This window comes from Thermaurantiacus sp., assembly GCF_053487655.1.
In genome coordinates, this window is sequence record NZ_JBRCLD010000055.1 from 1 (window position 1) to 21491 (window position 21491).

At 65.5% G+C, this 21491-nt stretch carries 27 protein-coding genes; 23 read left to right on the forward strand and 4 right to left on the reverse strand.

Annotated elements, in window-relative coordinates:
• Window positions 1-286 precede the first annotated feature (286 nt).
• On the reverse strand, window positions 287-1414 hold the full coding sequence (locus ACWIQA_RS06025; RefSeq protein WP_448582167.1) for an acyltransferase family protein: 1128 nt from the start codon (window positions 1412-1414) through the stop codon (window positions 287-289).
• A 116-nt stretch (window positions 1415-1530) separates the two neighbouring features.
• On the opposite strand from ACWIQA_RS06025, the gene ACWIQA_RS06030 reads away from it, so the two are divergent.
• From ACWIQA_RS06030 to ACWIQA_RS06065, 8 genes are all read left to right on the forward strand, one after another.
• Window positions 1531-2826, forward strand: coding sequence for an SLC13 family permease (locus tag ACWIQA_RS06030; RefSeq protein ID WP_448582168.1), 1296 nt, complete (start codon window positions 1531-1533; stop codon window positions 2824-2826).
• An 8-nt stretch (window positions 2827-2834) separates the two neighbouring features.
• Window positions 2835-3413 (forward strand): helix-turn-helix domain-containing protein, encoded by a 579-nt coding sequence (locus ACWIQA_RS06035; protein WP_448582169.1) that lies wholly within the window; start codon window positions 2835-2837, stop codon window positions 3411-3413.
• A 63-nt stretch (window positions 3414-3476) separates the two neighbouring features.
• Complete coding sequence (locus tag ACWIQA_RS06040) at window positions 3477-3830, forward strand: hypothetical protein (protein ID WP_448582170.1); 354 nt, start codon at window positions 3477-3479, stop codon at window positions 3828-3830.
• Window positions 3831-3906: 76 nt separating this feature from the next.
• Complete coding sequence (locus ACWIQA_RS06045) at window positions 3907-4257, forward strand: hypothetical protein (RefSeq protein ID WP_448582171.1); 351 nt, start codon at window positions 3907-3909, stop codon at window positions 4255-4257.
• Window positions 4182-5009, forward strand: coding sequence for a JAB domain-containing protein (locus ACWIQA_RS06050; RefSeq protein WP_448582172.1), 828 nt, complete (start codon window positions 4182-4184; stop codon window positions 5007-5009). The genes ACWIQA_RS06045 and ACWIQA_RS06050 overlap by 76 nt, the downstream gene beginning before the upstream one ends.
• Window positions 5010-5024: 15 nt before the next feature.
• Complete coding sequence (locus tag ACWIQA_RS06055) at window positions 5025-5312, forward strand: anion permease (RefSeq protein WP_448582173.1); 288 nt, start codon at window positions 5025-5027, stop codon at window positions 5310-5312.
• A 57-nt stretch (window positions 5313-5369) separates the two neighbouring features.
• Window positions 5370-6311 (forward strand): ribose-phosphate pyrophosphokinase, encoded by a 942-nt coding sequence (locus ACWIQA_RS06060; RefSeq protein WP_448582174.1) that lies wholly within the window; start codon window positions 5370-5372, stop codon window positions 6309-6311.
• 4 nt (window positions 6312-6315) lie between these two features.
• Window positions 6316-6564 (forward strand): EF-hand domain-containing protein, encoded by a 249-nt coding sequence (locus ACWIQA_RS06065; RefSeq protein WP_448582175.1) that lies wholly within the window; start codon window positions 6316-6318, stop codon window positions 6562-6564.
• Window positions 6565-6570: 6 nt separating this feature from the next.
• On the opposite strand, the gene ACWIQA_RS06070 is transcribed toward ACWIQA_RS06065, so the two are convergent.
• Complete coding sequence (locus ACWIQA_RS06070) at window positions 6571-7251, reverse strand: PAP/fibrillin family protein (protein ID WP_448582176.1); 681 nt, start codon at window positions 7249-7251, stop codon at window positions 6571-6573.
• A 39-nt stretch (window positions 7252-7290) separates the two neighbouring features.
• Window positions 7291-8319 (reverse strand): NAD(P)H-quinone oxidoreductase, encoded by a 1029-nt coding sequence (locus ACWIQA_RS06075; protein WP_448582177.1) that lies wholly within the window; start codon window positions 8317-8319, stop codon window positions 7291-7293.
• A gap of 103 nt (window positions 8320-8422) precedes the next feature.
• Between ACWIQA_RS06075 and ACWIQA_RS06080 the strand changes: the two genes are divergently transcribed.
• The 11 genes from ACWIQA_RS06080 (at window position 8423) to ACWIQA_RS06130 (ending at window position 16723) form a co-directional block, all read left to right on the forward strand.
• A complete protein-coding gene (locus ACWIQA_RS06080; RefSeq protein ID WP_448582178.1) occupies window positions 8423-8620 on the forward strand; it encodes a DUF1192 domain-containing protein in 198 nt (65 codons plus the stop codon).
• 6 nt (window positions 8621-8626) lie between these two features.
• Window positions 8627-9280 carry a heme exporter protein CcmB gene (locus tag ACWIQA_RS06085; protein ID WP_448582179.1) on the forward strand — a complete coding sequence of 218 codons (654 nt, stop codon included), beginning with the start codon at window positions 8627-8629 and terminating at the stop codon, window positions 9278-9280.
• 111 nt (window positions 9281-9391) lie between these two features.
• The gene (locus tag ACWIQA_RS06090) at window positions 9392-9766 is read left to right on the forward strand and encodes a hypothetical protein (RefSeq protein ID WP_448582180.1); all 375 of its coding nucleotides are present in this window, start codon (window positions 9392-9394) and stop codon (window positions 9764-9766) included.
• A gap of 63 nt (window positions 9767-9829) precedes the next feature.
• A complete protein-coding gene (locus ACWIQA_RS06095) occupies window positions 9830-10582 on the forward strand; it encodes a heme ABC transporter permease (protein WP_448582181.1) in 753 nt (250 codons plus the stop codon).
• A 5-nt stretch (window positions 10583-10587) separates the two neighbouring features.
• Window positions 10588-10698: a heme exporter protein CcmD gene (gene ccmD, locus ACWIQA_RS06100; protein WP_448582182.1), complete on the forward strand. Its 111-nt coding sequence runs from the start codon at window positions 10588-10590 to the stop codon at window positions 10696-10698.
• The gene (gene ccmE / locus ACWIQA_RS06105; protein ID WP_448582183.1) at window positions 10699-11181 is read left to right on the forward strand and encodes a cytochrome c maturation protein CcmE; all 483 of its coding nucleotides are present in this window, start codon (window positions 10699-10701) and stop codon (window positions 11179-11181) included. It abuts the gene before it with no gap.
• The gene (locus tag ACWIQA_RS06110) at window positions 11178-13115 is read left to right on the forward strand and encodes a heme lyase CcmF/NrfE family subunit (protein WP_448582184.1); all 1938 of its coding nucleotides are present in this window, start codon (window positions 11178-11180) and stop codon (window positions 13113-13115) included. The genes ccmE and ACWIQA_RS06110 overlap by 4 nt, the downstream gene beginning before the upstream one ends.
• Window positions 13115-13639: a DsbE family thiol:disulfide interchange protein gene (locus tag ACWIQA_RS06115; protein WP_448582185.1), complete on the forward strand. Its 525-nt coding sequence runs from the start codon at window positions 13115-13117 to the stop codon at window positions 13637-13639. The genes ACWIQA_RS06110 and ACWIQA_RS06115 overlap by 1 nt, the downstream gene beginning before the upstream one ends.
• On the forward strand, window positions 13630-14037 hold the full coding sequence (locus tag ACWIQA_RS06120; protein WP_448582186.1) for a cytochrome c-type biogenesis protein: 408 nt from the start codon (window positions 13630-13632) through the stop codon (window positions 14035-14037). The genes ACWIQA_RS06115 and ACWIQA_RS06120 overlap by 10 nt, the downstream gene beginning before the upstream one ends.
• The gene (locus ACWIQA_RS06125; protein WP_448582187.1) at window positions 14034-14675 is read left to right on the forward strand and encodes a tetratricopeptide repeat protein; all 642 of its coding nucleotides are present in this window, start codon (window positions 14034-14036) and stop codon (window positions 14673-14675) included. The genes ACWIQA_RS06120 and ACWIQA_RS06125 overlap by 4 nt, the downstream gene beginning before the upstream one ends.
• A gap of 191 nt (window positions 14676-14866) precedes the next feature.
• On the forward strand, window positions 14867-16723 hold the full coding sequence (locus ACWIQA_RS06130; protein ID WP_448582192.1) for a potassium transporter Kup: 1857 nt from the start codon (window positions 14867-14869) through the stop codon (window positions 16721-16723).
• A 105-nt stretch (window positions 16724-16828) separates the two neighbouring features.
• On the opposite strand, the gene ACWIQA_RS06135 is transcribed toward ACWIQA_RS06130, so the two are convergent.
• Entirely contained in the window at window positions 16829-17140 is a 312-nt protein-coding gene (locus ACWIQA_RS06135) for a hypothetical protein (protein ID WP_448582188.1), read from the reverse strand.
• Between the two features lie 274 nt (window positions 17141-17414).
• Between ACWIQA_RS06135 and hemC the strand changes: the two genes are divergently transcribed.
• From hemC to ACWIQA_RS06155, 4 genes are all read left to right on the forward strand, one after another.
• Window positions 17415-18335, forward strand: coding sequence for a hydroxymethylbilane synthase (gene hemC / locus ACWIQA_RS06140; RefSeq protein WP_448582193.1), 921 nt, complete (start codon window positions 17415-17417; stop codon window positions 18333-18335).
• Complete coding sequence (locus ACWIQA_RS06145) at window positions 18332-19051, forward strand: uroporphyrinogen-III synthase (protein ID WP_448582189.1); 720 nt, start codon at window positions 18332-18334, stop codon at window positions 19049-19051. Before hemC ends, ACWIQA_RS06145 begins: the two co-directional genes overlap by 4 nt.
• Window positions 19044-20060: a hypothetical protein gene (locus tag ACWIQA_RS06150; RefSeq protein WP_448582190.1), complete on the forward strand. Its 1017-nt coding sequence runs from the start codon at window positions 19044-19046 to the stop codon at window positions 20058-20060. The genes ACWIQA_RS06145 and ACWIQA_RS06150 overlap by 8 nt, the downstream gene beginning before the upstream one ends.
• 67 nt (window positions 20061-20127) lie before the next feature.
• Window positions 20128-21429, forward strand: a complete 1302-nt coding sequence (locus ACWIQA_RS06155) for a UDP-glucose dehydrogenase family protein (protein WP_448582191.1) — start codon at window positions 20128-20130, stop codon at window positions 21427-21429.
• The last annotated feature ends 62 nt before the right edge of the window (window positions 21430-21491 follow it).

A 21491-nucleotide genomic window follows, 5' to 3' on the forward strand; every position in this document is an offset into this window, starting at 1 on the left:
TTCCGACATTCGAAAGCGGTGGCGCGGGCGGGAACCCACTCCGCGGCCGGTTCCAGACCGGCTTGCCCGTCGTGCCGCCGGTGACGACGAGAACGCCGGAGAGCGCCGGGGCGGCCAGGACAGAGCCGGCCAGCAGCATGACAGCAAGAGCAAGACGCATGAAGGTTCCCCTCCACGGCAGCAGAGGAACCTCCCCACCCATCGGAATTGAACAGATCGTCAGGGATTCGTCAAGATCGCAGCCTTCCCCGGTTGCAGCCAAGGATCAAGCAAGTTCCCGCGCCGGCTAAAGCGTGGACGGACTCGAACCCGCAGCTGCCCTTTGCCCGGCAATCGAGAAGCGTTTCCGCAGCAGCAGCGCGGGCTTCTCGACAAGATGCCAGGAGGCGGCAGCGACCAGCAGCACCGGCACCGCCGCCAACAGCGCCAGGAGCCACCAGTGCTTCACCCCGGTCAGGAGGACGAGGAGCTGGAGGATGGGGAAATGGTAGAGATAGACGCCGTAGCTGAAGTCGCCTCCGCCAAGAAATTCGGGCCGGGGCAGCCTGGCGAGGCCGAGCCATACCGTGAGATAGGCGAGCGGCGGCGCCAGCGCCAGCCAGAACAGCGGCTGCTTCAGCAATGACGAATCACCAAGAACGCCGATTACGGGGATGAGCAGCGCTGCGGCCAGTGCCAGCCGCCAATCATAGGCGATCCGGTGCCGCAGCACGAAGAGGAGGCCGCCGATCAGGAAATAGGGGATGACCTTGGTTGCCTGGGTGAGGATGCCAGAGGCGATGGGAAGGCTCCCGCCATCAGCACCCGAGGCCGAGCGGAGGGCAAGGCCGGCGGCAGCAAGTGCGCAGAGCAACAGATAGGCAAGCGCATAGGGCCACCAGCGCTGTGCCAGGCGCACAAGCATGAGCGCGCCAAGCCCGACATAACAGGCATATTCGAACCGGACGGTCCACAAGCTGCCGTTGACGACATGGGGGACGGGCAGGTCGGTGAAGACTCCGGGAAGCGGGTAGGCGACAAGGCCCACGACATTGCCGAAATAGCGCAGGACCTGCGGGTCCGTGACATAGGCGTTTGCTGGAAGCGATGTCACCAAAGGGCCGAGGAGGAGCGCCGATAACGCGACAACGCACAAGAGCGCCGGGACAATGCGCGCCACCCGGTTGAGAAGATAGGGCAAGAGCGTGACCCGGTGCGCGCTTGCTGTCACCAGGAAGCCCGAGACCACGAAGAACATGGGCACGAAAAGATTGACAAGGAACCAGAAGGCTGTGGCATCGACGAGGCGGGCGTTGCCCGTGGTGAGGGGAAAACAGTGCCAGACGACGACGCCGGAGGCGAGCACCAGACGGAGCAGGTCGAAGCCCGGACCGACACCGCCGAAGCGTTCGAGGCGCCCGCCAATGCTTTCCACCCTATCGTCTCCGCCACCCTGCAACCGGCGCGCCTAGGCGCGGGGCAGGCGCCTGTAAAGCCGGACAGATCCGAAATGGATCGAGAGTGAGGCCGGCGGCCTTGGCTGGCGCTGCCATGGCGGCGCTTGCCTTCCTCCTGATGCAGCTTGCCCCTGCGCCTGCTGGCCTTGGCGCTGATGCCTGGCTTGTCGCTGCCCTTGCCGTTGCCATGGCGATCCTGTGGGTGACAGAAGCAATCCCGATCGCCGCGACGGCGACGCTGCCCTTTCTCCTGCTGCCAACGCTTGGAAACTGGGACCCGGCGGCGGTTGCTGCAAACTATTGGTCTCCGATCCTGTTTCTCGTGCTGGGCGGTGCCATGGTTGCCCGCGCCATCGAGCGTGCCGGGCTGCACCGGCGGATCGCGCTTGGCATTGCCGTGCGGGCGAAGGCGACTGAACGCGGCCTGCTTTTCGGATTTATGGCGGCAACGGCTGCCATCTCGACGATTGTCTCGAACACGGCGGCAGCGCTCATCATGCTGCCGGTTGCGCTTGCGCTTCTTGGCACGCTGGAGACGGTGCGCGGGGCAAGGAGAGAGGCCGAGTTTGGCAAGGCGCTCGTGCTTGGAATTGCCTGGGCGGCAACCATCGGCGGGCTTGGAACTCTCGTCGGCTCGCCGACCAACGCGATCGCCGCCGGAATCCTCAACCGCACGCTTGGCACGGACATCAGCTTCCTCTCCTGGCTTGCCTTCGGCCTGCCCGTAGTTGCGCTTGCGATCCCGCTTGCAGCCCTGCTTTTGGTGCACTTGCATGGTGTGGGGCGTGCGCCGCTTGCTTCTGGCGTCGTCGCACACGCGGTCGGCCGGCCAGGGCCGATGACGGTTGCCGAGAAGCGGCTCCTTCCCGTGCTCGCGTTCCTGCTCCTGGGCTGGGTGGTGCTGCCGCTGCTGCGGGAGCCGCTCGGGCTTGCCACAATCGACGATGCGATCGTGGCCATGGCGGCGGCCCTCTTGCTGCTGCTGGTGCCCGACGGCGCTGGCGGGCGGCTGCTCACGAAGGAGGACCTGCCCGCACTTCCATGGGAAGTGCTGCTGCTGTTCGGTGGCGGCCTTGCGCTTGCTGCTGCCATCACGGACACGGGACTTGCCGGCTGGATCGGCGCTGAGCTCGACGGGCTCGGGGAGCTCCACCCGCTGCTGCGCGCCATGCTGCTGGTTGCCCTCATGGTGCTGGTGACCGAATTTGCCTCCAACGTGGCAACGGCAAGCGGCTTCATGCCAGTGGTGGCAGCGGTGGCGACAGGCGATGCAGCGCCGCTGGCGCTTGCCATGCCGGCTGCGTTCGCGAGGACATCTTTTACTTGCTCAGCAAAGCTTGTATGTGCTATCCGAAAAATACGGGTCGGCATCCAGCGTAGTGGCGGCTAATGTCACCCATGGGTTACAGCCTTGATCCGGCGGACGTTCTGCAGCTATCAGAGCTGCAGAAAAGGTGTTTGCGAGGCGTTCTCTCGCACCTCAACACTCGACAAATCGCTGCCGAGTTGGGACTTTCCGACCGTCAGGTCGAAGTAGCGCTGAGAAGCGCTATTAAGAAATTGGGCGTTTCGTCTCGGAAAGAGGCGGCGTTGCTACTTGCGGCTACCGAGGGAAATTTTCCAAACGCGATGAGCGGCAGCCTCCAGGCACCTGAGGTACCCGGTTGGAACATTAATACCACTAATAGCCCCCAAATCGAACCATTTACGGCCATTAGAGATGCCGATTCGGTTCCATCACGTGTGGCAGCTGAAAGCGACCTCGAGTACTTCGGGTGTGACCAAAGCGGTGACGCTTGGGTTGGCCGGACGGAGACGAGTGCGCTAAGAGTATCGCAAAATTGGGCACTGCAACTTGACCAGAATAGGCTCTCAACAAAGCTGAGGCTCATTCTAATCGTTGTGGTATCGGCATGCTCAGCTTTGCTATTCTCTAGTGTTCTGGTGGCGGTAGCCACCCTAAGTGCCCTCCGGTGAGGCAAGCATATGCCGAGCTGTTGGTGGTCCGACTGGCCCAACCTCGGCCAACTTGGAGAGCCGGTGATGAATCCAAACATGATGCTGCTTGCACGACAGGTAGCGAAACAGCTGTTCGCCACAGAGGAGGCGATTGACGATGCGATTCGTGAGGCTGCAGATTTGGCTCGCCTGATGCCGATTGTACGAGCGGAGGCTCGCGTCTCCGTTGCCGTCGGGCACGACGCCATCGAGAGCGCCATTGCGACCATCGCTTCTCTGGGACAAGCGCGAGAACAGATCAAACAAACGCATGAGGCACTTGCTGCGACCCAGGCCAAAGTAGGCCTCAGAGAGCGTAATTACGGAGGCTTTATAGATAAACCGAGGCACCGGGGGCCTCTGGCCTTGGTTTCGGGGGCGCAAGAGAGCGGATAGGGTTATTTAGGGCATGCACGCGGAGCAAGTAGTCTTTCTAATCATCTTCACGGCGTCGACATCCGTTGCCCTTTGCATGGGTGGAAGAGACGAAAAGAATGCTGCCACAGCGATGCTAGTGGCTGCCCTAACGTCTCCCCTAGTGCAGCAACAAAGCTTTGTTCAAGTCGATCTTCGACTAGTGGCTATTGATATCCTTTTGTTAATTGTATTGACCGGGATTGCGATGAAAAGTAATCGCTATTGGCCGATCTTTGCGACCGGATTTATGCTCAATGGAACGTTGGTTCATTTGTTTCCGGGTTTTTTCGCGTGGGTTACGCCGGACGCCTATGCCGACATGGCTGTGGTATGGGCCTATCCCGTCCAACTGAGCTTGCTGGCGGGCACTATGTTAGAGGCGGGCGGGAAGCTCGCGAAACCGTGACTGGATACCTGCAGCGTGGGGGGTATTACTCGGAATCGTGCCCAGAGAGCACGGCTCTCGGCGACGACGTTGTAAGGACCCATCCGCCAGCCTTGGAAGTAAAGCGAATCCGGGACTGGGGACAGAAAGGGGCTCAGAAGTTTCCGCGTGAGGACCTGGAGCTGCTAGTCCGTTTGTTTCGCGTGCACGGATTGGGTAGCAGGAGTTATCCGTTAGCCGTGCATCTGCTTTCACGAACGGGTGGCCTCGGCTCATTGCTCAGCTTGAGCAAAGAGAGGCTGCGTCAGTTTGGAATGCTTAAAAGTGAGATTGATGCTCTTTCGTTCATTGGCAGTACAATTAATACGATTCTTCGCCGAAGGGCTCAGGACAGTCCCCTAATCAATGATGTAGGTAAAGCTATAGATTTCCTAATGGCAAAAATTGGGCATCTTAATCATGAGGAGATGGTGATTCTTCATCTAAATTCCAGAAACCACTTAATCTTAGATGATACCATATCTAGAGGGACCATAAATCGTGCAATAGTATATCCCAGGGAAATTTTGATACGTTGTCTCGAGGTCGGAAGTACTGGAATTATTTTAGCACATAATCATCCTAGTGGCAATACAGAGCCATCTAAAGATGACATTGTCATAACGAGAATGATTCTGAGAGCTCTTACAACGGTAGAAATCAAACTATATGATCATATTGTGATTGGGAGAGGAAACTATACAAGTATGTTTTGGGCGGGCTACCTCGAATAAGTACCGCCTTGATCCTTGGGAACAACAGCTGACGAGACTCAGGTAGCCACCGAGGTAGTGACATGTTCTAGATCGATCCCCGTGGTTGCTGCCGTAGCAACCGGAGAGGTAGCGCCGCTGGCGCTTGCCATGCCGGCTGCACTCGCGTCTTCCTGGGGGTTCATGATGCCTGCCGGGACGCCCCCCAATGCCATCGCCTTTGCAAGCGGCCGGATCCGGGCCATGGATATGGCAAGGGGCGGCTTCGTCCTCGATCTTCTGGGTGTCCTGCTGCTGCCGGCAATTGCCTTCCTGCTGTGGTGAGGGCGGCTTTTCCTTTGCCTTGTTGACGCTAGAAGGGGGGAAAAAGGGGACCGGCGCATGAAACTGCTCGCAGGCAACAGCAACCCGCAACTGGCGCGGGATATCGCCGGCTATCTCGACATGCCCTTGACCGACGCCAGCGTGCGCCGGTTTGCGGACGAAGAAGTCTTTGTTGAGATCCATGAGAATGTGCGTGGCGAGGATGTGTTCGTCATCCAATCGACTTCCGCGCCGGCAAATGACAACCTGATGGAGCTGCTCATCTGCATCGACGCACTCCGCCGCGCCTCGGCCAAGCGGATTACGGCCGTCATTCCCTATTTCGGCTATGCCCGGCAGGACCGCAAGCCCGGACCCCGCACGCCGATTTCTGCAAAGCTTGTGGCCAATCTCATCACTGTTGCTGGTGCCAGCCGGGTGCTCTCGGTTGATCTCCATGCCGGGCAGATCCAGGGCTTTTTCGACATTCCAACCGACAATCTCTATGCAGCGCCGGTCATGTCGGCGGATATTGATGCCCGCCACCCGAAGGATCGCGAGCGGCTGACCGTGGTCTCGCCCGATGTCGGCGGCGTGGTGCGCGCCCGCGCCCTTGCGCGCCGGCTCGACAATGCGCCGCTTGCCATCGTTGACAAGCGCCGCGAGCGGCCCGGTGAGTCGGAAGTCATGAACATCATCGGCGATGTTGCTGGCCGGGCCTGCATCCTGATCGATGATATTGTCGACTCCGCTGGCACGCTGTGCAACGCTGCGCTTGCGCTGCGCGCGGCAGGCGCCACTTCCGTCTCCGCCTATGTGACGCATGGCGTGCTCTCTGGCGGGGCGGTGGCGCGCGTGGAAGGCTCGGTGCTCGATGAGCTGGTGGTGACGGACTCGATTGCCGCCCCCGAAGCTGCGGGTGAAGCCAGGAAACTGCGCGTCCTCTCGATTGCGCCGCTCATCGGTGAGGCCATTCGCCGCATTGCCGATGAAAGCTCGGTCTCCTCCTTGTTCGACTAGCGTCATGCGTCACGCGGCCGTTGCCATCCTGCTTCTTGCGACACCCGCGCTCGCGCAGCCGGGCAAGTTCTTCGACATCGTCGACACCAACCGGGACGGCGCCATCAGTGCGGCGGAATGGAAGGCCTCCGGCCGGCCGCCGGAGGGCTTCCGGATGATGGACACAAATCGCGACGGCAAGGTCACGCGCGCTGAAGGCCGGGCGGCGATGGAGAAGATGCGCGCTGCAAGACCGATGGCAGCGCCGAGATAGACTCTCTCAGCCGTCGCGAGTCCAGCGCATGGGGTGGGGGTCCAAACGCTCGAGCACATAGAGGCTGCCCCCGGCACCCCGGATCAGGCGGAAATTGTCATCAATATAGCTGATCTGGACGCGGATGGGCCCGGCCGCGGGGGCAGAGAGGGGGTGCACGCTGCGGCCGGCAGCAGTTGCGAGGATGGCGTGCGCAAATGAAATGCTGATCTCGCTTTCGCCTTCGACGCGATAGTCTCCAGCGAGCACGAGCACGCCCGGGGCCCCGTCAGCGTCGAGGAAATGGACGATGTTGTCATAGTGACCGGTTGCGGGATCGGTTTCCTGGAAGATCTCAACGGCAGTAACAGGCTCGGGGGGCAAGAGACCGAAGCTGTAGCGCGCGAGCGTGGTTTCACGCAGCAGGCCAAGGCTCGAGTAGAGGAGATGGCAGCGGCCCTTCAGAAGCGCCTGGGCTGTGGCTGGCTCGGGTGTCGGGTTTTCGGCCTCAAGAGCGCGGGCGAGCGCCTTCAGCCGCTCGACTTCGGTGCCGCCTTCGGCGAAGCCGACTTCGGTTGCCGCGCCGAGTGCGGCAAGATCGGTCTTGAGACGGGCGGCAGTCGGGGAGGCCGGCCGGGGGAGCGAGGCACGGGCGATTTGCATCATCGCCTGCTGCGGGGCTGCCGCGCGGCCGTCAAGCTCGCGCAAATCGGGGCTGGGGCAGTTGGCCCTCAGTCCGTCCCCGAGTCAGTCGATGACGCCGAGCACGATCTTGCCCACATGCCGGCCCTGCTCCATGTAGCGGTGGGCAGCGGCAGCATCCGCGAGCGGGAAGACCTTGTCGAGCCGGGGGACGAGGCGGCCGTCTGCGAAGGCCGGCCAGACCTTCTCTTTCAAGGCGGCGGCAATGCCGGCCTTGAAGGCGACAGTTTGCGGCCGGAGCATCGAGCCCGTGAGCGTGAGGCGGCGGCGCATGATGAGCCCGATGTCGATTTCGGTGCGCTGGCCGCGCTGGAAGGCGATCGAGACATGGCGGCCGCCCTCGGCAAGGCAGACGAGGTTGCGCGGCACATAGTCGCCGCCGACCATGTCGAGGACGATATCGACGCCCGCACCCCCCGTCAGCTCCCGCACTTCGGCTGCGAAATCGCGGGCGTTATAGTCGATGGCGTGGGAAGCGCCGACGTGGCGGGCGGCAGCGCATTTCTCGCCCGTGCCGCAGGTTACGAACACCTCGATCCCGAACAGGGTGCAAAGATCAACGGCGGTGACACCGATACCGGATGTGCCGCCATGGACCAGCACCCGGTCTCCTGGCTTTGCGCCGGCGAGCCCGAACAGGTTCGACCAGACGGTGAAATAGGTCTCAGGGAGCCCGGCGGCCTCGACGAAGCGCATCCCCGGCGGCACCGGCAGGCACTGGCCCTCGGGCGCAACTGCATATTCCGCATAGCCACCGCCGACGAGGAGCGCCGTCACTGGGTCGCCAAGGGAGAGCGTCTCGACACCCTCGCCGAGGGCGACGACGACGCCTGCAGCCTCGAGCCCGGGAATGCTGGTGGTCCCAGGCGGCATTGGGTAGAGGCCAAGCCGCTGGAGAATGTCAGGCCGGTTCACGCCGGCTGCATGCACGCGGATCAGCACTTCGCCTGCGCCCGGCACTGGCACCGGCCGGCGGACCGGGACCAGCACTTCCGGCCCGCCGGGGCCTTCGGGATCGATTGCCGTCATCTCCTCGGGCAAGGCGGGTGCCAGTTCAGCTGCCGCGGTTGCCATGTCTGTCCTTTCTGCTGCCGCCAGGCGCCTGCCAAAGGCGCTGCACTTGTGCAAGGAGGCCCCGGACTTGCACTTGCACCCCGGCTCGCCGACAAGCGCGTGCATGGACGACGACAGCCTCCCCGCCCGCCCGGATGATCCGCTCAGCCTGCTTGCCCGGCAGGATCTCGACCCGCTTTCGGTTGCCGAGCTCGAGGCCCGGATTGCGGCGCTTGAAGCTGAGCTCATGCGCACGCGCGCCAAGCGCGATGCGGCGAGCCAGTTCCGTTCGGCAGCAGACGCGCTGTTCAAGAAGCCCTGACCACCCATGCGCTTTCCCAGGCTCCTCCTGCTGCTGGTGTGGCGCGACCTTGCGCGCGCCGTGGCGCGGCCGGGGGAAGCGCTGCTGCCGCCGGCCTTCTTCCTCCTGGTTGCCATTGTTTTTGCCTTCGCGCTCGGGCCGGACCCAGCGCTGCGCACACGCGTTGGGCTTGGCGTGCTGTGGGTTGGCGCGCTGCTTGCGAGCCTGCTTCCCGTTGCCACCCTTTTTTTGGCCGACTCGGCCGACGGCACGCTCGACCAATATGCCGTGCGCGGAATTGCCACCGAGACGGTGGCGCTCGCCCGGCTGGTGGCGCAGTGGCTGGTGCTTGGCCTGCCGCTTCTTGCTGCGCTTCCCGTTGCCGGGGCGCTGCTAGCCGTGCCAGCGGAGCTGCTGCTTGCCGCCGTGCCCCGGCTTGCGCTTGGCACGCTTGGCCTTGCCGCAGTGGCAACGGCGACGGCTGCGCTCATGGTCGGCGCCCGCGGCGGCGGCGGGCTTGCTGCCATCCTTGCCGTGCCGCTGGCGCTTCCCGTGCTCATTTTTGCAACCGGTGGCACGACGGCGGCGGACGCCGACCGGCTGCTCGTGGCGGCAAGCCTCATCCTTGCTGTGCTGGCGCCGCTTGCTGCCGGGGCAGCGCTCAGGCTGGCGCGTGCGTAGGGGCTGGCGGCAGGGCCCCCCCGGTGGGCCAGCGATTGGCGCCTGTGTGCTGGCGGGCTTGCCATGACGAGGAAACCGGGCGATGCAGCGGCAGCAACAGGAGAACGACTCATGGACCTCAATGCGATTCTGGCAAAGCTCTCGGCCGAGACTGGAGAGACGGTGGAAGCGGTTTCGGCCCGGCTTGCCGAAGCAACAGGCCTGACGGCGGACAAGCTTGACGCCATTCGCTCGGCAGTGACGGCGAAGGCGGCCGAAGGCCAGGCGGATGCGCGCGCGCTCATCGCCGAGGCTGCCGAGAAGGCGGGTGTGGGTGCCGACATGGTGACGGCGCTGTTTGAGAAGGTGAAGGCGGACGTGGAGGCGAAGGGTCTCTCCGGCATGTGGGCGGAGTGGACTGCCGGCCTCGACAAGGATGGGGATGGCAGCATTCTTGATGATCTGAGGGACAGGATCGGCTCCCTGTTCGGCCGCCGCGACGCCTGAGCGCGGGGGCGCTTGTCCGGTTTGTGCTGACAGGGCGTGCGCTGCCCTGCTAGGGAGATGGGCATGGAACGCCCATCTCCGCCGGCGACACGCTGGCATGACCTCGCCAATCCGCACCGGTTCCAGCGGATTTCCGGCCAGATCCTGCCCTGGGTGATGGCAGCTTCGCTTGCCTTCCTGGGTGTTGGCCTTGCGCTTGGGCTGTTTGTTGCGCCGCCGGACTATCTCCAGGGCGAGTCCGTGCGGATCATGTATGTCCATGTGCCTTCGGCCTGGCTTGCGCTTGGCGGCTATGCAGGCATGGCCATTGCCGCCCTTGCTGCGCGGATCTGGCGCCACCCGCTTGCTGATCTTTCGGTGCGCGCAATTGCGCCGGTGGGGGCGGCCTATGCTGCCGTCTGCCTTCTCTCCGGCGCGATCTGGGGCCGGCCCACCTGGGGCACCTGGTGGGTGTGGGACGGCCGGCTGACGTCGATGCTTGTCCTCTTTTTGCTCTATCTTGGCGTGATTGCGCTCATCCACGCCTTCGACGACCGGCTGCGGGGTGCGCGCGCCGCGGGCATTCTTGCCATTCTTGGAGTCATCAACCTGCCCATCATCAAATACAGTGTGGAGTGGTGGAACACGCTGCACCAGCCAGCGAGCATCCGGATTTCGGGCTCGTCGATCCATGCCGAGATGCTGCAGCCGCTGCTGCTTTCGGCCACCGGCTTTGCGCTCCTGTTCGCGGGCATTGTCCTCATGCGGATGCGGGCCCTTATTGCCGAGCAGAAGCGCACCGCGCGGGCGCTGCGGCGCGCGGCGCTCGCTGGCTGACGGTCATGAATCACGCCCCGTTCATCATCGCCGCCTATGTCGCTGCCGCCGCCATTCTCGGTGGCCTTGCCTTCGCCTCATGGATGCGCATGCGCCGTGCCGAAAGGGAGGAGTAGGTGGCAGCGGGCGCCAGCTTGAATGCGAAGAACCAGCGCCTGATGCTCGCCGGGCTTGCCCTTGTCGCTGTCATCGGGGCGGGCCTGATTGCTGTTCCGGCACTTGAGAAGGAGGCGACCTTTTTCTACGCGCCTTCTGATCTTGCCAGGAACCCGCCGGCGCCAGGGGAGCGGATCCGCCTGGGCGGCCTTGTCAAGGACGGCTCGGTTGCGCGCCAGGATGAGGGGCTCACGCTTGCCTTTGTCGTGACTGATGGCGCCCATGAAACGCGCGTGCGCTATACTGGCATCGTGCCTGACCTGTTCCGCGAAGGCCAGGGCGTGGTGGCAACCGGCCGGATCGGCCCCGATGGCGCGTTTGCCGCCGACCAGCTGCTGGCCAAGCATGACGAGAACTATATGCCGCCGGAAGTGGCGAAGAGCCTGGGGAAGGCCGGCATGATGCACCAGACCGGCACGCTCGCCGGCACGCTTCCGGAATGATCCCGAGCTTCGCCGAACTCGGCCATCTTGCGCTGTGGCTGGCGGCTGCGGCTGCGCTGGTGATGGCGGTTGCCCCCTTGCGGCCGGCGCTCGCTGGTCTCGCCCGGCCGGCGGCCGTTGGCCACGGGCTCCTGCTGCTGCTCGCCTATGCGGCGATGACGCATGCCTTCCTGGTCTCCGACTTCTCGGTTGCCCTTGTCGCCAGCAACAGCCACACAGCGAAACCTCTTCTCTACAAGCTGACGGGCGTGTGGGCGAACCACGAAGGCTCGATGCTGCTTTGGGTGCTCATCCTTGCCATCGCTGGCCTTGCGGTTGCAGGCGCTCGCCTGCCGCTGGGCGCGACCTTCCAGGCGCGTGCGCTCGGCAGCCTTGGGATTGTTGCGCTTGGCTTTCTCGCCTTCCTGCTGTTTGCCTCCAACCCCTTTGCCCGGCTCGATCCGGCCCCGCCCGAGGGGATGGGATTGAACCCGCTGCTGCAGGACCCTGGCCTCGCCTTTCACCCGCCGACCCTCTACGTTGGTTATGTCGGCCTCGTCGTTGCCTTTGCGATGGCGGTCGCTGCCCTCCTCGACGGCAAGGTGGGCCCTCAGTGGGCGAAGGTGACCAGGCCCTGGGTCACGCTCGCCTGGGGTTTCCTCACCATGGGAATCGCGCTTGGCTCCTGGTGGGCCTATTATGAGCTGGGCTGGGGCGGCTGGTGGTTCTGGGACCCGGTGGAGAATGCCGCGCTGATGCCGTGGCTCACGGCTACCGCCCTTCTGCATTCGATCCGCGTGCTCGAGACTCGGGATGCGCTTCGCAACTGGACCCTCATGCTTGCGATTGCCGGCTTCACCTTCTCGATGCTTGGCACCTTCATCGTTCGCTCCGGGCTGCTGACTTCGGTCCATGCCTTTGCAGTCGACCCAACCCGGGGCCTCTTCCTTCTCCTGCTGCTGCTCAGCCTTACCGGCTGGGCGCTGCTCGTCTGGGCGCTTCGTGCGCCGAGGGTTGCCGAAGGTGCGCGTTTTGCCATGACCAGCCGGGAGGGCTTCCTGGTTGGGAACAACCTCCTCCTGATGGCGCTCTTGGCCATCGTCTTCATCGGCACCCTTTACCCGCTGGCGCTCGAAGCCTGGAACGGCCGCCAGATCTCGGTTGGCCCGCCCTATTTCAACGCCACGACCGTGCCGCTCATCCTTGCCCTTGCCGCGCTCATGGCCGTTGGCCCGTTCCTTGCCTGGAAGCGGGGCACCACACGCAGCCTCGGGAGGCGACTGCTGCCGGCTGCAATTGCAGCGACTGCGGCGGCGCTTCTCATGCTCGCCCTGTTCGGGGTTGCTGGCGTCTTTGCCCTCTTGGGCTTTGCGGCTGCCGCCTGGCTTGGCGTTGCCAGCCTCCAGCTCCTGCTTCGCCGCGGCTTGACCTTCGGCCGCGCCGGCACCGCGCTTGCGCATCTTGGCGTCGCCCTCACCATTCTGGGGGCGAGTGCAAGTGGCGCGCTCCAGCGCGAGGCGCTGGTCTCGATCCCCGTCGGCGACGGCTTCGAAGTCGCGGGTTTTGCTGTCACACTGGAGGATGTGGCGCCCAAGGCCGGGCCCAACTGGACGGCTCTTGAGGCGAGGCTTGCTGTCCGCCGGGCCGGGGAGCTGATTGCGACTCTGCAGCCGCAGGCGCGCACCTATACTTCGCCGCCGATGGAAACGACCGAGGCGGGAATTGCGATGTGGCGCATGGGCGATCTCTACGCTGTGCTTGGCAAGCCCGATGGCTCGGGCCGCTGGCAGATCCATTTCTGGTGGAAGCCGCTCATCCACCTCCTCTGGTGGGGGGCGGCGCTGATGGCAGTGGGCGCTGTTGTTGCGCTTGGCGGCGCGCTTCGCTTCGCCGCGCTTGCGCGCCGGCGGCCGGCTGCCGCACCTGCACCGGGCGTGCCGCTTCCAGCGGAATAATGCCGCTTTCCCGCTTCCTGCCCCTTCTTGCCCTGCTGGCGCTTGGCGTCTTCCTCGCTGTCAACCTCGGCCGCCCGCAGCAGGCAACCATCCGCTCGGCGATGGTGGGCAAGCCCGTGCCCCTGTTTGCACTGCCTGGGCTTGGTGACCGGCCCGGCCTTGCGACCGCCGATCTCGCCGGGGGCCAGCGGCCGGTCCTTGTCAACTTCTTCGCCAGCTGGTGCCTGCCCTGCCGGGTGGAGGCGCCGCAGCTCAAGGCGCTCGCTGAGGCGGGCCTTCCCATCCACGGCATCGCGCTTCGCGACACGCCCGCCGACATTGCGGCCTTCCTTGCCCGCCATGGCGACCCCTTTGTCCGCATCGGCCGCGACGAGCAGGGCCAGGCGGCCATCGCCTTTGGCTCATCTGGCGTGCCAGAGACCTTCCTTGTCGACCGGAAGGGCATCATCCGCCTACAGCACCAGGGCGAGATAAGGCCTGAACATGTCGCCGAAATCCTTGCTGAGGCGAAGAAATGGCAGTGACGGCCCGCCTCGCCGCCCTCCTCCTCGCCACTTCCGCGGCAGCGGCCAGCGCACAGGGGGCCATGGCGGTTGATCCGGCGCTTGGCACGACGCCGCTCGCCGACCCGGCGGCGGAAGCGCGGGCGATGGCGCTCATGCACGAGCTCAGGTGCTTGACTTGCCAGAACCAGTCGATTGCGGACTCGAACGCCGAGCAGGCCGAAGCCATGCGGGCGCTGGTCCGAAGCCGGATTGCCGCCGGCGCCGAGCCAGAGGCGGTGCGCGCGGACCTGATCGCCCGCTATGGCGACTGGGTGAGCTTCCGCCCGCCGGCGAGGCCGGACACGCTGGCGCTGTGGGCAGTCCCGGCGCTTGCCCTTCTCGTGGGCGGCATTGTTGCCCGCCGGCTGTTCCGGTGAGCCGGTTCGCGACCCTTGCCTTTGTTGCAGGCGCGCTCGCCGCCGGCGTTGCCGGCTATGCCTTCCATGGCCGGCCGCTGCTGCCCGCGGCTCCAGCACCGCCGCCGCAGACGCCAGCGCCAGCGGCCGAGGCCCGGGCGGCTGCGCGCGCGACCCTTCTTGCCAACCCTGGTGACATCGAAGCCTGGATCCGGCTCTCCAATGCCATGATCGCAGCTGGCGACACGGCCGGCGCTGTCGAGGCGATGGAAGTTGCAACCGCTGCCCTTCCTGGCGATGTCAATCTGCGAGTCCAGCAGGGCGTCGCCCTCGTCGCCCATGCCGAAGGCGAAGTGGTGCCAGCCGCCCGGCTCGCCTTCGATCAGGCGTCGGCGCTTGATCCGACCCACCCGGCGCCGCGCTACTTCCTCGGCCTCGCCTGGCTCCAGGCCGGCCGGCCGAAAGAAGCGCTTGGCGTGTGGCGGGAGCTTGCGGCCATGACGCCGCCTGACGCGCCCTGGGCGGAGGAACTCACGCGCATGATCGGTGCGGCCGAAACCATGGCTGTGCTGGGTGTGGGGGAGCGCGCCATTCCGCCTGCAATGGCCGGGGCAGCACGAGGTGGAGCTGCCCCAAGTGCACGCGGCGCAGGCGAGTGATGGCGGGCTGCGGGCTTTCCTGGCTGGCGGTCGGGCCTGCCGAGGGCCGAGCGCCGGCGGCGGCCTGGGTGCGATTGCCCGCCTCCTTGTGCCATGCTAGGGCCCGCCCCGTGGTGTCGGGGACATGACGCGCCGCAGCACGGAATGAGCGCTTGACCAGCCAGACTGTGACGGCCGCAAGCTCCGGCCACATGCGCGACGGGCTGCCGAAGCTGATGCTCGGCGCGCTCGGGGTGGTCTATGGCGACATCGGGACGTCGCCGCTTTATGCGCTGCGCGAAACTTTCATCGGCCACCATCCGCTGCCTGTCGATGCGATGCACCTGCTTGGCATCCTCTCCCTCGTCTTCTGGACGATGATGAGTGTTGTCACCTTCAAATACGTGACTCTCATGCTTCGCGCCGACAATCGCGGCGAAGGCGGGTCGATCGCGCTCCAGGCGCTGCTCCAGCGCCATGCCCAAGGCAAATGGTGGGGCGGACTTGTCGTCGTCATCGGGATTCTGGCCACTTCCCTCTTCTTTGGCGAGAGCATCATCACGCCGGCCATTTCGGTGCTCTCGGCAGTTGAGGGGCTGACGGTGGTGGAAGCCCGGCTGGAGCCACTGGTGCTGCCGCTTGCAATCGGGATTCTGATTGCGCTGTTCGTGCTCCAGGCACGTGGCACGGCGCGAGTCGGTGCCCTGTTTGGACCCATCACCCTTCTCTATTTCACTGTCCTTGCCGTGCTTGGCGTGCTCGCGATTGCGGCCAACCCGGAAGTGCTCAAGGCAGTTTCGCCGCATTATGCCGTCCACTTCTTCCTGACCGACAGCGTGCGCGCCTTTCTTGCGCTCTCGTCTGTTGTGCTCGCTGTCACCGGAGCGGAAGCGCTTTATGCCGACATGGGCCACTTCGGCCGGCGGCCGATCCGCATCTCATGGATGCTGATCGTGCTTCCCGCGCTCATGCTCAATTATCTGGGGCAAGGCGCGCTGCTGCTGAAGCGCCCGGAGGCGATTGCCAACCCCTTCTTCCTGTTGGCGCCTGAGGATCTGCGCCTCGCGCTGGTGGTGCTTGCCACCATGGCGACGGTCATTGCCAGCCAGGCGGTCATCTCCGGTGCCTTTTCCGTCACCCGGCAGGCGGTCCAGCTCGGCTATCTGCCGCGGCTTCGCATCCTCCACACCTCCGAGCGCGCCGAGGGGCAGATCTACATCCCCATCGTCAACTGGTCGCTCCTCGTCCTCGTCGTGCTGCTGGCAGTCGGGTTTGGCTCGTCCTCGAATCTGGCGGCAGCCTATGGCATTTCTGTCACTGGCACGATGTTGGCGGGCACCGTCATGCTCGCGCTTCTCATCATCGAAGTGTGGAAGTGGAAGCTCTGGCTGGCGCTTCCCGTCATCGCCTGGCTGTTCCTTGTCGATACGGCCTATTTCACGGCCAATCTCACCAAGATTCCTGATGGCGGCTGGTTTCCGCTGCTCATTGGCCTGATTGCCTTTACCATGCTCACCACCTGGGCGCGCGGGCGGTTCTTGATGCAGAAGCGGATGAAGGAAGCCGCCATGCCGATCGAGATCTTCATCAAGTCTGCGGCGCGCACGGCCACGCGCGTGCCTGGCACGGCTGTCTTCATGACGTCTTCGGCAAGCGGGGTGCCGCCAGCGCTCCTCCATAACCTGAAGCACAACAAGGTGCTCCACGAGCGCATCATCCTGCTGACCGTCGTCATTGACGAAGTGCCCTATGTGGACCTTGAGGACCGGATCGAAGTCATCGACCTTGGTGACAATTTCTTCCGGATGGTGCTGCGCTATGGCTTCATGCAGGAGCCGGACGTGCCAGCGACCCTGCGGCTGGTTGAGACCTGCGGCCCGCAGATCAAGATGATGGAAACCAGCTTCTTCCTCGCCCGGCAGACGCTCCTGCCCTCGGAACGGCCCGGCATGGCGCTGTGGCGGGAGAAGCTCTTTGCCTGGATGCTGCGGAACGCGGAATCGGCAATGGAGTTCTTCCGTCTGCCAACCAACCGGGTGGTGGAGCTTGGAAGCCAAGTGGAAATCTGACCGCCGGACTGGCGCTGTTTTTGGCCCAGACGGCGCGGAGCAGGGACATAAAAGGGGCCGGGAGTTGCCTCCCGGCCCCTCGATCTTCCGGATTGCGCCGGAGGCTTACTGCTTCATCTCGGCAGCAGCGTCCTTGGCAGCTTCGCCAGCCGCGTCGAGGGCGGTCGCAGCCGCGTCGGTCGCAGTGGTGGCAGCAGCATCAGCCGCGGCGGCAGCACCGGCAGCCGCCGCGTCGGTCGCAGCCGCCGCTGCATCGGTTGCAGCATCAGCCGCAGTCGCAGCCGCATCCGCTGCGGTCTCAGCCGCTTGGGTCGCTTCGACGGCAGCGTCGGTCGCGGTCTCAGCCGCCTTCTTCTCGCCGCAGGCGGCGACCAGCGCGAGGCTCGCAATCGCAGCGAGCGAGAGGACCTTGTTCATTCCTGACCTCCATTGAGGGCAAAAGCGCCCGAGTTTCGCCCGGCCCGGCCTCGCCTTGGTATCCTTCCCTAAGGACCCGCGCCTCGAGGGGCCCCGGTGCAGAGCGTGGCGCCCTTGCAACGGCGGACTGGGAAATGCAAGCCCCTCCATGACGAATAGGTGTCAGCGTGCGACAGCCGGAGAATGCATGGCTTGCATTCCGGCAGGATGGGTATGGCGGAGTGTGGCTGAACAGGGGCTTGACCGCCAGGAGCCGGCGCCGGAAGGGCAGGCCGTGCTCGACTCCGCTGTTGCCACCACGCTCCGCCTGGGCTCGCGCGGATCCCCGCTGGCGCTTGCCCAGTCCCGGATGGTTGCCGAGGCGCTGGCAGCGGCAGGTTTTGGGACGAGTCTTGCGACGGTTGAGACAGCTGGCGACCGCGACCGCGCCCGCCCGCTCGTGGCGCTGGGTGGCAAGGCGGTGTGGACCAAGGAGCTCGACCAGGCGCTGCTCGATGGCAAGATCGATGCCGCCGTCCATTCGCTCAAAGATGTCGAGACCAAGCTTCCCGACGGGCTGGTGCTGGCAGCGGTGCTGCCGCGCGCTGACCCGCGCGACCGGCTGGTTGGCGCCGGCACGCTTGCTGCGCTTGCACCTGGCGCCCGCGTTGGCACTTCCTCGCCTCGCCGTGCAGCCCAGCTCGCCTTCCGGCGGCCAGATGTGGAGGCTGTGCTGTTGCGCGGGAATGTTGCAACCCGCCTTGCGCGAGTCGAGGACGGCACGGTTGCTGCGACCTTCCTTGCGGCTGCTGGGCTCGACCGGCTCGGCATTGCGGCTGGCACCCCGCTTGATCCTGCTGACTGGCTGCCGGCAGCCTCACAGGGGATTGTCGGGATTGCCGCGCGCGCCGATGCCGATGCCGTGCTGGCGGCGCTTGCGGGCATTGATGACCCAGAGACGCACTGCGCTGCCCGTGCCGAGCGTGCGGTCCTCGCCGGGATCGGGGGGTCGTGCCGCACGGCCATTGCCGTTCATGCCAGCGCCACCGGGACGGGCATGCTGCGCCTTCGCGCCGAGCTCTACAGCCCCGACGGCGCCGAACGAGTCGATGCCGTGCAGACGGGCGATGCCAATGATCCGACTGCGCTTGGCGCAGCGGTTGCAGAGGCGCTTCTTGCTGCTGCCACACCTGCCATCCGCGCCTCGCTCGGATGAAGGCGCCGCTTCTTCTTGTCACGCGCCCCGAGCCGGAAGCCTCAGCAACAGTTGCTGCTGCGCGTCTGGCGGGGTTTTCGGCGCTTGCCGCACCGCTCCTTCGCATTCGGCCGGTTGCCGTGCCCAGCGGAGCCGCCAGGCTGGCGCCGGATGCCGTGCTGATGACGTCGGCGCGAAGCGCAGCCCTGCTGCGTGCGGCGCTGCCCGGCCTTGCCCTTGCCACGCCGGTCTTTGCTGTCGGGCCACGGACGGCCGCTGCTGCGCGTGCGGCCGGGTTCAAGGCCGTGTCGGCGACGGCAACGGATGGCCAGGCCGCGCTCGATGCCGCAGTTGCCGCTGGCCACCGCTGCATCCTTCACGCCAGGGGTATCGACCACCGGCAGCTTCGTGTGCCGCCGGCAGTCATGCTGGCGCCGCTGCCGCTCTACCAGGCACGGGCTGTTGCCTCGCTTCCGGCGCCCGCGCGGAGAGCGCTTGCAGCAGGTGCCATTACGCTTCTCTTCTCACCGCGCACTGCCGACCTGTTCCGCCGCCTGGTCGAGCGGGCTGGCCTGTTGCCGGAGGGCCTTGCGATCGTCGCCTTGTCAGAGGCTGTGGCAGCTGCGGCGGGCGCTGGCTGGCGCGGGATCGAAGTGGCGCACCGCCCGCAGACGGCAGAGGTCTTGGCGGCAGCCCGCCGGCTGTGGCAGGGCAGGTGTGGAGGCGCCCATGGCTGACCGGCCAGGCGAAGACAGTTTCGATGCCCTGCGCGCCGGCCGCCAGGAGGTCCGGGCGGTGGCAAGCGAGCCTGCGGCGGCCCCGCTGCGGCCGGCACAGCTGCCCCAGCGCCCGTGGCGCAGGGCGGCAGCAGGTCTCATGGTGCTTGGCGTCATTGCAGGGGGCACGGCGCTTGCCGTGCATGTGCGCGAGCGCGGGCTCTCCTGGCTTGGCGTGCCGCAGCAGCAGGCTGAGGCAGGGGCGCAAGCAGCCGCAGCGGTCGAGACCGAAGCGCTTGCCCGCCGCCTCTCCGGGCTTGAGGCTGAGCTTGCAGCGCTCCGTGCCGGGCCGCCCGATTTGCCGGCTGCCGGCCCGGAGGCCAGAGCCATGGGGCAGCGCCTTGCAGCGCTGGAAGCCGAAGCGCGCCGCCTGGCCGAAGCGGAAGCTGCGAGCGCTGCAAAACTTGCCCAACTCGCTGCGGACATGGCAGCGGCGGGCGTGACATCGGGCGCGGTTGCCGCTGCCACGGCCGAAGCGCGCGACATTTTCCTTCTTGTGAGCTTGCGCCGGCTGATGGAGCAGGGCCGGCCGCTTGGCGCTTTTGATCCGCTGCTGCGCCGGCAGTTCGAAACGCGCGAGCCATCGGCGGTGGCGGCCCTGGTGGGGTGGAGCAGCGCACCAGTCGGCCGGGCTGGGCTTGCCGAACGGCTGGACGCGCTTGCTGCCGTTGAACCGGCTGCGGATGGCGGTGCTGGAGCGGGCTTCTGGAGCCGGCTTTGGCAGCGTCTCTCCAGCCTGGTCGAAATCCGTCAGGGGGCGCAGACTCCTGCCTCGCCGCTGGTGCAGGCCCGCACACGCCTGGCAGAAGGCGATCTTGCGGCTGCCATCGCGCTTGTTGCTGCCCTGCCGCCGACGCCAGAGCAGGCGGCCTGGCTTGCGGACGCCGAGCGGCTGCAGGCGGCCGAGGATGCGCTCGACCGGCTGGAGCTGCTTGTGGTGCAGGCGGCGACGGTAATCCCTGCCTCTTGAGCGCAAGCGCTTGGCAAGCCGCATTGCCCATGGCTAGAGCCGCTGCAAGGAAAGCCAAGGGGACCCCATGCGCGTCGCGATGATTGGAGCCGGCTATGTCGGGCTCGTCTCGGGAGCCTGTTTTGCCGACTTCGGTCACCGCGTGACCATCGTCGATGTGGATGAAGGCCGCATCGCGCGCCTGCGCGCTGGCGAAATGCCGATCTATGAGCCTGGCCTCAAGGAGCTGGTTGCTGCCAATGTCCGGGCCGGGCGCCTTGCCTTTACCACTTCGCTTGCAGACGGCATGGCGGGTGCCGAGGCGGTGTTCATCGCTGTTGGCACGCCCTCGCGCCGGGGCGATGGCCATGCTGATCTCTCCTTTGTGTATGCTGCGGCGCGCGATGTCGCACTCAACCTTGCTGGCTTCACCGTGATCGTGACCAAGTCGACGGTGCCAGTGGGGACAGGCGATGAAGTGGAGCGGATCATCCGCAAGACCAACCCGAATGCTGACGTCGCAGTCGCTTCCAACCCGGAGTTCTTGCGCGAGGGCGCGGCCATTGGCGACTTCAAGCGCCCCGACCGGATTGTGCTTGGGATTGAGGACCCGCGCGCGGAGGCTGTGCTGCGCGAGCTCTACCGCCCGCTGTTCCTGAACGAGGCGCCCATCCTCGTCACAAGGCGGCGGACTGCCGAGCTCATCAAATATGCCGCCAATGCCTTTCTTGCCATCAAGATCGGCTTCATCAACGAGATGGCCGACCTTTGCGAGAAGGTCGGCGCCAATGTGCAGGAAGTGGCGCGCGGCATCGGTCTCGACAAGCGGATCGGGCCCAAGTTCCTGAACGCCGGGCCGGGCTATGGCGGCTCCTGTTTCCCGAAGGATACCCGCGCTCTCATCCAGACGGCCGAGGACCAAGGCACGCCAGTCCGGATTGTGGAGGCTGCAGTCAAGGCCAATGACCTCAGGAAGCGGGCGATGGGCCGCAAGGTGATCGGGGCCTGTGGCGGCGATGTGCGCGGCAAGCGGCTTGCCGTTCTCGGACTGACCTTCAAGCCCGGCACAGACGACATGCGCGAGGCGCCCTCGATCGCCATCATCCAGGCGCTCCAGGATGCTGGGGCCGCGATCATCGCCCATGATCCGGAAGGGATGGAGCAGGCGAAGCTGGTGCTCGACGGCGTTACTTATGCCGACGACCCCTATGCGGCGCTCGACGGGGCCGATGCGATGGTGCTGGTGACAGAGTGGGACGAATATCGCGCCCTTGATCTGGCCCGAGTAAGGCAGTTGCTGCGGACACCGGTGGTGGTTGATCTTCGCAACATCTACCGGCCGGAGGAAATGGCCCGCCACGGCTTTTCCTACACCGGCGTCGGGCGGTGATGGCGGAACGGCCGGCCCGGTTCCTGCCGGCTCTGGCGGCGCTCAACGCCATCCTTGCGCTC